Source organism: Pseudescherichia sp. (genome assembly GCF_032052675.1).
Taxonomy (GTDB): domain Bacteria; phylum Pseudomonadota; class Gammaproteobacteria; order Enterobacterales; family Enterobacteriaceae; genus Pseudescherichia.
Genome location: NZ_DAMBWA010000004.1, coordinates 210,995 through 223,882, shown reverse-complemented (window position 1 = coordinate 223,882; position 12,888 = coordinate 210,995). Strand labels below are relative to the sequence as shown.

At 56.1% G+C, this 12,888-nt stretch carries 18 protein-coding genes; 10 read left to right on the top strand and 8 right to left on the bottom strand.

Annotated elements, in window-relative coordinates:
• Positions 1-41: 41 nt before the first annotated feature.
• From lptB to RTX96_RS07905, 6 genes are read right to left on the bottom strand one after another with little or no spacing between them, the layout of a single operon-like run.
• Positions 42-767 (bottom strand): LPS export ABC transporter ATP-binding protein, encoded by a 726-nt coding sequence (gene lptB / locus RTX96_RS07930; RefSeq protein ID WP_103821359.1) that lies wholly within the window; start codon positions 765-767, stop codon positions 42-44.
• Positions 768-773: 6 nt separating this feature from the next.
• Positions 774-1,328, bottom strand: a complete 555-nt coding sequence (gene lptA, locus RTX96_RS07925) for a lipopolysaccharide ABC transporter substrate-binding protein LptA (RefSeq protein ID WP_103821358.1) — start codon at positions 1,326-1,328, stop codon at positions 774-776.
• A complete protein-coding gene (gene lptC, locus RTX96_RS07920) occupies positions 1,297-1,872 on the bottom strand; it encodes an LPS export ABC transporter periplasmic protein LptC (protein WP_103821357.1) in 576 nt (191 codons plus the stop codon). Before lptC ends, lptA begins: the two co-directional genes overlap by 32 nt.
• Positions 1,869-2,435, bottom strand: a complete 567-nt coding sequence (gene kdsC, locus RTX96_RS07915) for a 3-deoxy-manno-octulosonate-8-phosphatase KdsC (protein WP_103821356.1) — start codon at positions 2,433-2,435, stop codon at positions 1,869-1,871. The genes lptC and kdsC overlap by 4 nt, the downstream gene beginning before the upstream one ends.
• A 13-nt stretch (positions 2,436-2,448) precedes the next feature.
• Positions 2,449-3,435: an arabinose-5-phosphate isomerase KdsD gene (gene kdsD, locus RTX96_RS07910; RefSeq protein ID WP_103821355.1), complete on the bottom strand. Its 987-nt coding sequence runs from the start codon at positions 3,433-3,435 to the stop codon at positions 2,449-2,451.
• Between the two features lie 13 nt (positions 3,436-3,448).
• Complete coding sequence (locus tag RTX96_RS07905) at positions 3,449-4,414, bottom strand: calcium/sodium antiporter (protein ID WP_312670673.1); 966 nt, start codon at positions 4,412-4,414, stop codon at positions 3,449-3,451.
• Positions 4,415-4,638: 224 nt separating this feature from the next.
• Here RTX96_RS07905 and mlaF point away from each other — a divergent pair, with 224 nt between their 5' ends.
• The 7 genes from mlaF to murA all read left to right on the top strand — a co-directional run bounded on the left by mlaF (position 4,639) and on the right by murA (position 9,435).
• Positions 4,639-5,451 carry a phospholipid ABC transporter ATP-binding protein MlaF gene (gene mlaF / locus RTX96_RS07900; protein WP_103821353.1) on the top strand — a complete coding sequence of 271 codons (813 nt, stop codon included), beginning with the start codon at positions 4,639-4,641 and terminating at the stop codon, positions 5,449-5,451.
• 7 nt (positions 5,452-5,458) lie between these two features.
• Positions 5,459-6,241, top strand: coding sequence for a lipid asymmetry maintenance ABC transporter permease subunit MlaE (gene mlaE / locus RTX96_RS07895; RefSeq protein WP_103821352.1), 783 nt, complete (start codon positions 5,459-5,461; stop codon positions 6,239-6,241).
• A 4-nt stretch (positions 6,242-6,245) separates the two neighbouring features.
• A complete protein-coding gene (gene mlaD / locus RTX96_RS07890) occupies positions 6,246-6,800 on the top strand; it encodes an outer membrane lipid asymmetry maintenance protein MlaD (protein ID WP_312670672.1) in 555 nt (184 codons plus the stop codon).
• Between the two features lie 13 nt (positions 6,801-6,813).
• Positions 6,814-7,449, top strand: coding sequence for a phospholipid-binding protein MlaC (gene mlaC / locus RTX96_RS07885; RefSeq protein WP_103821350.1), 636 nt, complete (start codon positions 6,814-6,816; stop codon positions 7,447-7,449).
• On the top strand, positions 7,449-7,742 hold the full coding sequence (gene mlaB, locus RTX96_RS07880; RefSeq protein WP_103821349.1) for a lipid asymmetry maintenance protein MlaB: 294 nt from the start codon (positions 7,449-7,451) through the stop codon (positions 7,740-7,742). Before mlaC ends, mlaB begins: the two co-directional genes overlap by 1 nt.
• A gap of 125 nt (positions 7,743-7,867) precedes the next feature.
• Complete coding sequence (gene ibaG / locus RTX96_RS07875; RefSeq protein ID WP_042390090.1) at positions 7,868-8,122, top strand: BolA family iron metabolism protein IbaG; 255 nt, start codon at positions 7,868-7,870, stop codon at positions 8,120-8,122.
• 53 nt (positions 8,123-8,175) lie between these two features.
• Entirely contained in the window at positions 8,176-9,435 is a 1,260-nt protein-coding gene (murA, locus tag RTX96_RS07870; RefSeq protein ID WP_312670671.1) for a UDP-N-acetylglucosamine 1-carboxyvinyltransferase, read from the top strand.
• Between the two features lie 65 nt (positions 9,436-9,500).
• Here murA and sfsB read toward each other — a convergent pair whose 3' ends face one another.
• Positions 9,501-9,785 (bottom strand): DNA-binding transcriptional regulator SfsB, encoded by a 285-nt coding sequence (gene sfsB / locus RTX96_RS07865; protein WP_103821347.1) that lies wholly within the window; start codon positions 9,783-9,785, stop codon positions 9,501-9,503.
• A gap of 210 nt (positions 9,786-9,995) precedes the next feature.
• The gene (ispB, locus tag RTX96_RS07860) at positions 9,996-10,967 is read right to left on the bottom strand and encodes an octaprenyl diphosphate synthase (protein ID WP_103821346.1); all 972 of its coding nucleotides are present in this window, start codon (positions 10,965-10,967) and stop codon (positions 9,996-9,998) included.
• A gap of 260 nt (positions 10,968-11,227) precedes the next feature.
• Here ispB and rplU point away from each other — a divergent pair, with 260 nt between their 5' ends.
• The 3 genes from rplU (at position 11,228) to RTX96_RS07845 (ending at position 12,879) form a co-directional block, all read left to right on the top strand.
• Entirely contained in the window at positions 11,228-11,539 is a 312-nt protein-coding gene (gene rplU, locus RTX96_RS07855) for a 50S ribosomal protein L21 (protein WP_042390095.1), read from the top strand.
• 20 nt (positions 11,540-11,559) lie between these two features.
• Positions 11,560-11,817: a 50S ribosomal protein L27 gene (gene rpmA / locus RTX96_RS07850; protein ID WP_017457338.1), complete on the top strand. Its 258-nt coding sequence runs from the start codon at positions 11,560-11,562 to the stop codon at positions 11,815-11,817.
• A gap of 96 nt (positions 11,818-11,913) precedes the next feature.
• Positions 11,914-12,879, top strand: a complete 966-nt coding sequence (locus tag RTX96_RS07845; protein ID WP_103821345.1) for a DMT family transporter — start codon at positions 11,914-11,916, stop codon at positions 12,877-12,879.
• Positions 12,880-12,888: the final 9 nt, after the last annotated feature.

Below are 12,888 nucleotides of genomic sequence, written 5' to 3'. Positions count from 1 at the left end.
AGCACTTCTCTCCCGCTAAAACATTACAGTAACTAACCCTATCAGAGTCTGAAGTCTTCCCCAAGATATACGCGTTTAACCTGTTCGTCTTCAAGGATTTGCTGCGGCGTGCCGTGGGCAATCAGATGACCCTGGCTGACGATGTAGGCGCGCTCGCATACGGCCAGCGTCTCTCGCACGTTGTGGTCGGTGATCAGCACGCCGAGCCCGCTGTCGCGCAGGTGCTCAATGATGCGCTTAATGTCGATAACCGAGATGGGGTCAACGCCGGCAAAGGGTTCATCCAGCAGGATAAATTTAGGATTTGCCGCCAGCGCGCGGGCGATCTCAACGCGACGGCGCTCGCCGCCGGAGAGAGCCTGGCCGAGGCTGTCGCGCAGGTGCTCGATGTGAAACTCTTCCATTAGCTCATTGGCGCGGTCTTCACGCTGTTCCGAGGAGAGATCGTCACGAATTTGCAGTACTGCCATCAGGTTATCATACACGCTCAGGCGGCGGAAAATGGAGGCCTCCTGCGGCAGATAGCCGATACCACGGCGCGCGCGGGCGTGCAGCGGCAGCAGGCTAATATCTTCGTCATCGATAATGATATTACCCGCGTCGCGGGAGACAATGCCAACGACCATGTAAAACGTGGTGGTTTTACCCGCCCCGTTAGGGCCAAGCAGGCCCACAATTTCGCCAGAGTTAACGGTCAGGCTGACATCCTCGACCACGCGGCGGCCTTTATAGGCTTTAGCAAGATTTTTTGCAGTTAACGTTGCCATAACGAATTAGTTACTCTTCTTCTGTGCCGGTGCCGGTTTATTGCCTTTGTCCTGCAGCTGAGACGGAACCAGGACGGTGGTCACGCGCTTGCCTTTTTCGCTAAACGCCTGCATTTTTTGCTCTTTGACCAGATAGGTAATCTTGTCACCGTTGATATTGCTATCCTGCTGCTCAAGGAAGGCATTGCCGGTCAGCACGACGAAGTCATTTTGCAGCTCGTAGTGCAGCTGTCCAGCATGACCCTGCACCGGCTTACCGTTATCCTGCATCTGGTAGAAGGTGGCCGGGTTGCCGTAGCCGTCAATGATCTCTTTGCCCTGCTCGCCGCCCGGACGGGTAACAACCACTTTATCGGCATTGATCTTAATCGTGCCCTGGGTCACCACCACGTTGCCGGTGAAGGTGACCACGTTGCCCTGCATGTCCAGAGACTGCTGGTCAGATTCAATATGGATCGGCTGATCGGTATCGCCGGTCACCGCCAGCGCCGGGACAGACGCGGCCAGAAGTACGCTGGCAAGCGCAAGATTAAGGCTGAGTTTGTTTATTTTGAATTTCATAGGAGGTTCTAACCTTTTCAATCAGCTCGGCGTTTTTGCTGCGTAAGTTGCCGCGCATTTTCAGGCCGCTGGAATTAAATGTTGTACCGTATAACGTGACCAGATCGTTCGAGGTAACATCCTGAGTGATCAGGTTAATCTGAGCGTTATCCGTCGTAATTTTCCGCAGTTGGGACTCTGCTGTCAGGGCATTGACCTCAACATGTCCATAAAGATACAGCATACGGTCATCAGTCAGTTTGGCTTTATCTGACCTAATCGACCAGGTCGGCACTTTATTTTCGTCAAAGGTCGTTAATACCGGCTGTGTAAACCATGACACCGCCTGGTCAGAAAAGTACTCAACGTGCTGGGCAATCAGGCGATAGTTCAGCGCCCCTTCCGGGCTATAGACCACGGTATCGGTATGCTCGCTGCGGTAGGTCGGATCGCTATTGTTGATCACCACCTCGCTGTCATCGTCCCGATCGGTCAGGTTGATGCCAATCAATACCAGCACCGCCAGCGATAGCAGAATGATAACCCAACGTCTGGTTTTACTCATATCGATTGCCCTTTGGCCTCTTCCAGTTTGCCCTGCGCCAGCAGCAGCAGGTCGCAGACTTCCCGTACCGCGCCGCGTCCACCCTGAATATGCGTAACGTAGTCTGCGCGCGGCAGCAGCAGCGGATGCGCATCGGCCACGGCCACGCTTAAACCCACTTCCGCCATCACCGGCCAGTCGATAAGGTCGTCACCCACGTAGGCAACCTCATCGGCATCCACGGCGAGGGTGGTGAGCAGCTCCCGGTAGGCAATCAATTTGTCAGACTGCCCCTGATAGAGGTGCGTGATCCCCAGCGTAGCGCAGCGGTCTTCCAGCAGTTTAGCCTTGCGGCCGGTAATAATCGCTACCTCAATGCCCGAGGTCAACGCGCAGCGGATGCCGTAGCCGTCGCGCACGTTGAACGCTTTCAGCTCTTCACCATTATTACCCATAAAAATCAGGCCGTCAGACATTACGCCATCGACGTCCAGGATCAGCAGGCGGATCTTCTCCGCCTTCGCTATCACTTGCGTACTGACCGGCCCGTAGCAGGTCGCCAGTGACGCACCAGCATTACTCATTCTCGTATCCTTTTTACACCACGCCCGCACGCAGCAGATCGTGCATATGTACCACACCCAGCAACTGGTCGCCATCGGCTACCATCACCGCCGTAATGTGGCGGGACTGCATCAAATTCAGGACGTCAACCGCCAGCGTACCTGCGCGAACGCGAATGCCGCCGGGAGTCATGACGTCCGCGATACCTAAGTTTCTCACGTCGGCACCCATATCAAACACGCGGCGCAGGTCGCCATCGGTGAAGATGCCTTCAATCTTCATCAGATCGTCGCACACCACCGTCATCCCCAGATTTTTACGGGTGATCTCCAGCAGCGCGTCGCGCAGGGACGCGTCTTTGCTGACGTGGGGGATCTCATCTCCGGTGTGCATAATATCGTTCACCCGCAGCAGCAGTTTGCGTCCGAGCGCGCCGCCGGGGTGGGAGAGGGCAAAGTCCTCGGCCGTAAAGCCGCGCGCCTTCAGCAGCGCTACCGCCAGCGCGTCGCCCATCACCAGCGCCGCCGTGGTGCTGGAGGTGGGTGCCAGCCCCAGCGGGCAGGCTTCACGCGGTACTTTAACGCACAGATGAATATCTGCCGCCCGCGCCATGCTGCTCTCCGGACGGCTGGTAACGCAGATTAACGGTACCTGCAGACGTTTCAGCACCGGAATAAGCGCAAGGATTTCGTTAGATTCACCGGAGTTTGACAGGGCGATCACGATATCCTGCGGCGCAACCATGCCGAGATCGCCGTGGGCGGCCTCGCCAGGATGAACAAAAAACGACGGCGTGCCGGTGCTGGCAAAGGTCGCCGCCATTTTACGCCCGATATGGCCAGATTTGCCCATGCCCATCACCACCACTTTACCGGCGCAGTAGAACATCTTTTCGCAGGCTTCGGTAAAGTCCTCGTTGATATAGCGGTCAAGCTCGGCCAGGCCTTCACGTTCAATGGTCAGAACATCCCTGCCTGCCTGTTGAAAGTCAAAGCCCGGCGGCAAATCTATGTGCGACATAATAGGTTTCCGATTATCCAGTGATATACGGCGATAGCCAGTAGAGCATCGCCATCCATATAATAAAACCGCCCAGTAACAGCGCCCCTGCGCCTCTGCCCGTCTGGCGCTGCCGACGCCAGCACAGCAGGGCAAAGATAACGCTGACCACCAGCATCACGCCGTAGTCGCGCGTAAAGGCCAGCGGATTAAAGGAGCCAGGTACAATCAGCGCGGGCAGGCCCAGTACAATGGCGATATTAATAATGCTGGAGCCGATAATATTACCGATGGCGATATCATCTTCGCCTTTCCGTGCCCCGGCGATAGCGGTGGCCAGCTCCGGCAGGCTGGTGCCAATGGCAATGACCGTCAGGCCAATGGTCAGCTCGCTCATCCCCAGCACGTTGGCCAGCACCGTGGCGTTATCAATCACCATGCGGGTTGCCATCGGCATAACGATAAGCGCGACGCCCAGCCAGAGAAACGCCACCGACAGGCTACCTTCCCGGGGCAGCTCTGCCAGCTGCTCCCGCGTCAGGCTATCGTTGCCCTGGCGGCCAATCTTAACAATGAATACCAGCCAGAGCACGGCTAACAGCAGTAAAAAGAGGCCGTCCGCCCGGCTAAGCTGGCCATCGTACAGCACCACGCCGGCCAGCGCGCTAACGATCAACATTAGCGGGATTTCGCGACGCAGAATATCAGAATGTACGGTAAATGGATGGAACAGGGCGGCCAGACCGAGGATCAGCAGAATATTGACAGTATTAGAGCCCAGCGCCGTGCCAATCGCTAAATCCATCTGCCCATGCAGGGAGGCGGCCATTGAGACAATGATTTCTGGCAGGGAGGTGCCGATGGTGACCACCGTCATACCGATGATCAGCGGCGGGATCCCGACGCTCCGACAGAGAATAGATGCGGCAAACACCAGACGATCGGCACTGTAGACCACCAAAAGTAAACCAATAATTAACAGCGCCATCGCTAAAAGCATCTAAAGTCCTTTCTTCAGGTATAATCGCCGGTCCGCAGTCAGCGATCGCCAGGCGAGAAGAGGATCGGTTAGACACAGCGAGTCCTAATTTTGACTTTAAGCGGCTTAAAAGTAAAACAAATGCCAGCTTTAGCTAACCTATGCAGCCAATATTCTGTAAAAATATCGTGACCAGGCGCAATGACGCGCCGCGGTTACACCTCATAAGGCAGAAGGAAAAGTAAATGAGCCAGACGATGGCGAATTTAGTCGATGTCCGTGGCGTCAGCTTCTCCCGTGGCAATCGGTGTATCTTCGACAATATTTCACTGACGGTGCCGCGCGGCAAGATCACCGCAATCATGGGACCGTCAGGGATCGGTAAAACCACGCTGCTGCGCCTGATCGGCGGGCAGATCCCACCGGATGGCGGTGAGATCCTGTTTGACGGCGAAAACGTGCCGGCGATGTCGCGCACCCGCCTCTACACCGTACGCAAGCGCATGAGCATGCTGTTCCAGTCCGGGGCGCTGTTCACCGACATGACCGTGTTTGACAACGTGGCCTATCCGCTGCGCGAGCACACGCATCTGCCGCCTGCGCTGCTGAAGAGCACGGTGATGATGAAGCTGGAGGCCGTTGGCCTGCGCGGCGCGGCAAAGCTGATGCCGTCCGAGCTCTCCGGCGGCATGGCCCGCCGGGCGGCGCTGGCGCGGGCAATTGCCCTGGAGCCGGATCTGATCATGTTTGATGAGCCTTTTGTCGGCCAGGATCCCATTACAATGGGCGTGCTGGTTAAGCTCATCTCCGAACTGAACAGCGCGCTGGGGGTCACCTGCATTGTCGTCTCCCACGACGTGCCGGAGGTATTGAGTATTGCCGACTACGCCTATATCGTGGCCGACAAAAAGATTGTCGCCCACGGCAGCGCCCAGGGCTTACAGGAGAATGCCGATCCCCGGGTACGCCAGTTCCTCGACGGCATTGCGGATGGCCCGGTGCCGTTCCGCTATCCGGCAGGCGACTATCTTCATGATTTACTAGGAACAGGGAGCTAAGCCACTCATGCTGTTAAATGCACTGGCATCGCTTGGGCATCGCGGGATCAAAACGATCGCGACGTTCGGGCGCGCCGGGTTGATGTTATTCAATGCGCTGGTCGGCAAGCCTGAGTTCCGCAAGCATGCGCCGCTGCTGGTTCGCCAGCTCTATAATGTGGGCGTGCTTTCGATGCTCATCATTCTTGTCTCCGGGGTGTTCATCGGCATGGTGCTTGGGCTACAGGGTTACCTGGTGCTCACCACCTACAGCGCCGAAACCAGTCTCGGTATGCTGGTGGCGCTGTCGCTGCTGCGCGAACTGGGGCCGGTGGTTGCCGCGCTGTTGTTTGCCGGGCGGGCGGGGTCGGCGCTGACGGCCGAAATCGGCCTGATGCGGGCGACCGAGCAGCTCTCCAGCATGGAGATGATGGCCGTGGATCCGCTACGGCGGGTGATCTCGCCGCGCTTCTGGGCGGGGGTGATCTCGCTGCCGCTGCTGACGATCATGTTTGTCGCGGTCGGCATCTGGGGCGGCTCGCTGGTGGGGGTAAACTGGAAAGGCATCGATTCCGGCTTCTTCTGGACGGCGATGCAAAATGCCGTCGATCTGCGCCTCGATCTGGTGAACTGCCTGATCAAAAGCGTGGTGTTCGCTATTACTGTTACCTGGATCGCGCTGTTTAATGGTTATGACGCGATCCCCACGTCGGCAGGGATCAGCCGGGCCACCACACGTACCGTTGTGCACTCATCGTTGACCATTCTTGGCCTCGATTTTGTGCTCACCGCTCTGATGTTTGGGAACTGAGTAGATGCAAACGAAAAAAACAGAAATTTGGGTGGGTATTTTTCTTCTGATTGCCCTGCTGGCAGCGCTCTTTATCTGCCTGAAGGCGGCGGATGTCGCCTCTATGCGCACGGAGCCTACCTACCGCGTTACCGCCACCTTCGACAATATCGGTGGGTTAAAGGTGCATTCGCCGGTGCGCATCGGCGGCGTAGTGATTGGGCGCGTGGGCGATATTGAGCTTGATCCTAAAACCTATCTGCCGCGCGTGTCGCTGGATATTGAAGAGCGTTACAACCAGATCCCGGATACCAGCTCGCTGGCCATTCGTACCTCGGGCCTGCTGGGCGAGCAGTACCTGGCGCTTAACGTCGGGTTTGACGATCCTGAGCTGGGAAGTTCTATGCTTAAAGACGGCAGCACTATTCAGGATACCAAGTCCGCAATGGTACTGGAGGACCTGATCGGACAATTCCTTTACAACAGCAAAGGTAGCGACAATAAGAGTTCAGGTAATGCGCCAGCGCCGGGCGCTGCCGATACTCAAGCTGCACCGTCCGCCACCCCGACGAATCCATGAGGAGAAGTGACGCATGTTTAAACGACTGTTAATGATTGCCGTACTGGCTATTGCTCCGCTGACGGCAGCGACCGCCGCTGACCAGAGCAACCCGTACAAGCTGATGCAGGAAGCGGCGCAAAAGACCTTCGATCGCCTTAAAACCGAGCAACCGAAAATCCGTGCTAACCCTGACTACCTGCGTGAGGTCGTTGATCAAGAACTGCTGCCCTACGTGCAGGTGAAATACGCCGGGGCGCTGGTGCTGGGCCGCTACTACAAAGAGGCAACGCCTGCCCAGCGTGATGCCTACTTCGCTGCATTCCGTGAATACCTGAAGCAGGCCTACGGCCAGGCGCTGGCAATGTATAACGGCCAGACCTACCAGATTGCGCCGGAGCAGCCGCTGGGTAGCGCCACCATCGTCCCGATTCGCGTCACCATCAACGATCCAAACGGCCGTCCACCGGTACGCCTGGACTTCCAGTGGCGTAAGAACAGCCAGACCGGCAACTGGCAGGCCTATGACATGATTGCCGAAGGCATCAGCATGATCACCACCAAACAGAATGAGTGGAGCGACCTGCTGCGTACCAAAGGTATCGATGGTCTTACCGCCCAGCTGAAATCTATCTCGCAGCAGAAAATCACCCTGGACGAGAAGAAATAATGGCTGACCAGCTACGCTGGACGCGCGATGGCGAGCGGCTGGCTCTCCAGGGAGAGCTGGATCAGGACGTATTGAACGAGCTGTGGGAGGCGAGGGCGCAGGCGCTGAACGGGGTTGACGTGATTGACCTGACCGGGGTCGCCCGCGTCGACACTGCCGGCGTTGCCCTGCTGGTTCACCTGGTCGCATTTGCCAGGAAACAGGGGCGCACGGTGGTACTCGAGGGCGTTAGCGACAAGGTCCGAACCCTGGCGCAGCTCTATAACCTCCCCGCCGATGCGCTGCCACACTAATATTTTCAGTACGTTACTACTCATAGCCTCGCTTGATTGATAAGCGAGGCTTTTTGCTTATTTAAGACAGCGCCACTTTCCTCTAAGATGTTGGACTGTTTTCACTACCAGATGAATTAAAGCCCATGGAAAATCATGAAATCCAGACCGTGCTGATGAACGCACTCTCCCTGCAGGAAGCCCACGTTAGCGGCGATGGCAGTCACTTTCAGGTTATTGCGGTGGGTGAAATTTTTGCCGACATGAGTCGCGTGAAGAAGCAGCAGGCCGTCTATGCGCCGCTGATGGAGTATATCGCGGACAACCGCATCCACGCCCTGTCGATCAAAGCCTATACGCCTGCTGAGTGGGCGCGCGATCGTAAACTTAACGGTTTTTGAGCTGGCGGTCGTTGACCGGCAGTACGTATGAATTCTTAACAGAGAAGAGATGAATGGATAAGTTTCGTGTACAGGGGCCGACCCGGCTTCAGGGCGAAGTGACAATTTCAGGAGCGAAAAACGCAGCGTTGCCAATTCTTTTTGCCGCCCTGCTGGCAGAAGAGCCCGTCGAAATTCGTAACGTTCCGAAACTGAAAGATATCGATACCACCATGAAGCTGCTGAGCCAGCTCGGCATGAAGGTAGAGCGCAACGGCTCCGTCTGGATGGACGGCAGCGCGGTGAATATCTATCGCGCGCCCTACGAGCTGGTGAAGACCATGCGCGCCTCGATCTGGGCCCTGGGCCCGCTGGTGGCGCGTTTTGGTAAAGGTGAAGTTTCCCTGCCGGGCGGCTGCGCTATCGGCGCGCGTCCAGTAGACCTGCATATCAGCGGCCTGGAGCAGCTGGGTGCAGAGATCAAGCTGGAAGAGGGCTACGTTAAAGCCTCCGTGAACGGTCGCCTGAAAGGGGCGCATATCGTGATGGATAAGGTCAGCGTTGGCGCGACCGTGACCATCATGTCGGCGGCGACGCTGGCCGAAGGCACAACGATTATCGAAAACGCCGCGCGTGAGCCGGAAATTGTCGATACGGCAAACTTCCTCAACGCCCTGGGCGCGAAGATCAGCGGCATGGGTACGGATAGCATCACTATTGAGGGCGTTGAGCGCCTGGGCGGCGGTGTCTATAGCGTGCTGCCTGACCGTATTGAAACCGGGACCTTCCTGGTGGCTGCGGCGATTTCCGGCGGCAAAATTGTCTGCCGTAAGGCCCAGCCGGATACCCTTGATGCGGTACTGGCCAAGCTGCGCGAAGCGGGTGCGGATATTGAGCTTGGCGAGGACTGGATCAGCCTCGACATGCACGGTAAACGTCCGAAGGCGGTTAACGTGCGCACTGCGCCGCATCCGGCGTTCCCGACCGATATGCAGGCGCAGTTTACGCTGCTCAACCTGGTCGCGGAAGGAACCGGGGTTGTCACAGAGACCATCTTCGAAAACCGCTTTATGCACATTCCGGAGCTGATCCGTATGGGCGCGCACGCGGAGATCGAGAGCAATACCGCTATCTGTCACGGCGTAGAGAAACTCTCTGGGGCTCAGGTGATGGCTACCGACCTACGTGCTTCTGCAAGTCTGGTGCTGGCGGGATGTATCGCAGAAGGGACCACCATCGTTGAGCGTATTTATCATATCGATCGTGGGTATGAGACCATTGAGAACAAGCTGCGGGCGCTGGGCGCGAACATCGAACGCGTGAAGGGCGAGTAAGGCTTAATGGAAGGCAGCCCCCTTGCCGAAAGGAGAAGGGGGTTGGCTTGCCGAATTAACGATTTTTATCCTTTAGCGTGTTTTCGTCTCTCCTTGCGGATCAGCTTGGATCGGTCGATAAACTCATGGGTAACAGGATCGTGATAGCGCGAGGGCCAGATCACCCACGGATCCGTCTCAATCGCCCTGGCGATAATCATCTCCCCCTTCGGCCACGGACGCGTCAGCACGTTTGCCAGCGTTGATGAACTCAGGCCACTCTTACGTGACTCTGCCGCCATTGAGGTTCCTTTTTTGCGTAGCGCGGCAATGATATCGGCTGGGTGCCAGTCAATCAGTTTCTGTTCCATATTTCCTCCCTGTGATTGCGATAAGCACTGCGCTAAACGGTGCACGGGCCTATCATATCTCTTGGGGAGCTTAGGCTCTAATAAGTTCTTATAAAAGAGGGCGATTTAGGAATTTGCCAGGGATAATCCTATGGTGTTACTGGGTTTTTTAGAAAGTGATTATTGGAACTTTTTGGAATAATCCCGCGCCGTAACGCGGGAGTGTGGGGATCAGCGATCGCGCTGGACCGCGATGTGCGCCAGGCCAATCAGCGCCTCACGCCACGGAGAGTCCGGCAGTACCTGAAGCGCAGCAATGGCTTTATCCGCCTCCTCTTCTGCCCGCTGGCGCGTCCACTCAAGCGAGCCGCAGGCGGCCATCGCCTCCAGCACGGGCGTCAGCAGGTGGCGGCCGTTGCCCTGCTCAATGGCTTCACGGATCATCTGCGCCTGCTCTGGCGTACCGTGACGCATGGCGTGCAGCAGCGGCAGGGTAGGTTTGCCTTCGTTGAGATCGTCGCCAACGTTTTTACCCAGCGTTTCGCCATCGGCGCTGTAGTCCAGCAGGTCGTCAATAAGCTGGAAGGCAGTACCCAAATAGCGCCCATAATCCTGCAGGCCTTTCTCTTGCGCCTCGCTACAGCCTGCCAGAATACCTGAGCACTGGGAGGCGGCCTCGAACAGACGTGCGGTTTTGCTGTAGATGACCCGCATGTAGTTCTCTTCGGTGATATTGGGGTCGTTAACGTTCATCAGCTGCAGGACTTCGCCTTCAGCAATCACGTTCACCGCTTCCGACATCACCTCCAGCACCCTGAGCGAGCCGAGACTGGTCATCATCTGGAAGGAGCGGGTATAGATAAAATCACCCACCAGCACGCTGGCAGCGTTGCCAAACGCCGCGTTAGCAGTGGCTTTGCCCCGGCGCATATCCGATTCATCCACCACATCGTCATGGAGCAGCGTCGCGGTGTGGATAAATTCAATTAGCGCCGCGATAGTGACGTGGGCATTCCCCTCATAGCCGACGGCGCGAGCGGCCAGCACGGCGATCATTGGACGGATACGTTTGCCGCCGCCGCTGACAATGTAATACCCCAGCTGGTTGATCAGCTGCACGTCCGAGTCGAGCTGTTGCAGTATTGTCGCATTGACACCCGCCATATCTTGCGCGGTTAACTCATTGATTTTTTCTAAATTCATCGCAAAAGCCGGGCTTAAAGTCCTGTTTATCACCTGTCAAAATGGGATAACAAAGGGTTACGGGTTAGCTATAGTATTGTTGATTGTACTGAAAAAACGCGCCAGATAAACGTCACCGTGCACGTTGTGTTTTTTTTCTTCGTCTATTGACGATCGCACTTGTCAAAGCCTCGCGTTTTGCGTAATATTCGCGCCCTATTGTGAATATTTATAGCGCACTCTGAATCACTCGAAAGATGTGCGCGGAAGCGGAGTTTTTTATGTACGCGGTTTTCCAAAGTGGTGGTAAACAACACCGAGTAAGCGAAGGTCAGACCATTCGCCTGGAAAAGCTGGACATCGCAACTGGCGAAACTATTGAGTTCGCTGAAGTTCTGATGGTCGCAAACGGTGAAGAAGTCAAAATCGGCGTTCCTTTCGTTGATGGCGGCGTTATCAAAGCTGAAGTTGTTGCTCACGGTCGTGGCGAGAAAGTTAAAATCGTTAAGTTTCGTCGTCGTAAACACTATCGTAAGCAGCAAGGCCATCGTCAGTGGTTCACTGATGTTAAAATCACTGGCATCAGCGCTTAAGACTAGGGGAGCAGATTTAAATGGCACACAAAAAGGCTGGCGGCTCAACTCGTAACGGTCGCGATTCAGAAGCTAAACGTCTGGGCGTAAAACGCTTCGGCGGAGAAGCAGTACTGGCAGGTAGCATCATCGTTCGTCAACGTGGTACTAAGTTCCACGCTGGCTCTAACGTTGGTTGCGGCCGTGACCACACTCTGTTCGCTTTGACTGACGGTAAAGTTAAGTTCGAAGTTAAAGGCCCGAAAAACCGTAAGTTCATCAGCATCGTTGCTGAATAAGTTTTTCGCGTCCCGGTAACGGATGAAAGCCCCGCAACACGTTGCGGGGCTTTTTACATTCGACGTCCGGAAAATCTCTTGTAGGGAAAACGGGCAATGAAGCAGCAGGCAGGCATTGGGATCCTTTTGGCGCTAACGACAGCCATGTGCTGGGGCGCATTGCCAATCGCAATGAAGCAGGTGCTGGAGGTGATGGAACCGCCCACAATCGTGTTCTATCGCTTTTTAATGGCGGCTATAGGTCTCGGGTCGATTCTGGCTATCAAAGGCAAGCTGCCGCCGATGCGTATTTTCCGCCAACGCCGCTGGCTGGTGTTGCTGGCTATTGCCACCGGGGGCCTGTTCGGGAATTTCATTCTCTTCAGCTCTTCTCTACAATATTTAACCCCGACGGCCTCCCAGGTGATTGGACAGCTCTCACCGGTGGGCATGATGGTGGCCAGCGTATTCATCCTCAAAGAGAAAATGCGCGGCACTCAGGTCATTGGGGCGATGATGCTGCTTTGCGGGCTGGTGATGTTTTTCAACACCAGCCTGATAGAGATCTTCACCAGACTAACCGATTACACCTGGGGTGTGATTTTTGGCGTCAGCGCCGCCGCAGTCTGGGTGAGCTATGGGGTCGCGCAAAAGGTGTTATTACGCCGGTTGGCCTCGCAGCAGATCCTCTTTTTGCTGTACACTTTATGCACAATAGCGTTGCTGCCGCTGGCAGAGCCAGGCGTAATAGCCCAGCTTAGCCACTGGCAGCTAGCCTGCTTGATCTTCTGCGGCCTTAATACGCTGGTAGGGTATGGCGCGCTCGCCGAGGCGATGGCGCGCTGGCAGGCAGCGCAGGTGAGCGCATTAATCACGCTGACTCCGCTGTTTACGCTGTTGTTTTCAGATTTATTATCACAGGCCTGGCCCGATGTCTTCGCCAGACCGATGTTAAACCTTTTAGGTTATCTCGGTGCGTTTGTCGTGGTTGCGGGCGCTATGTATTCCGCCATAGGCCACCGCCTCTGGGGACGCTGGCGCAAGCGTGAAGTGATTGTCACTTTACCCCGCTCAGGCGAATGAGTAACGGAG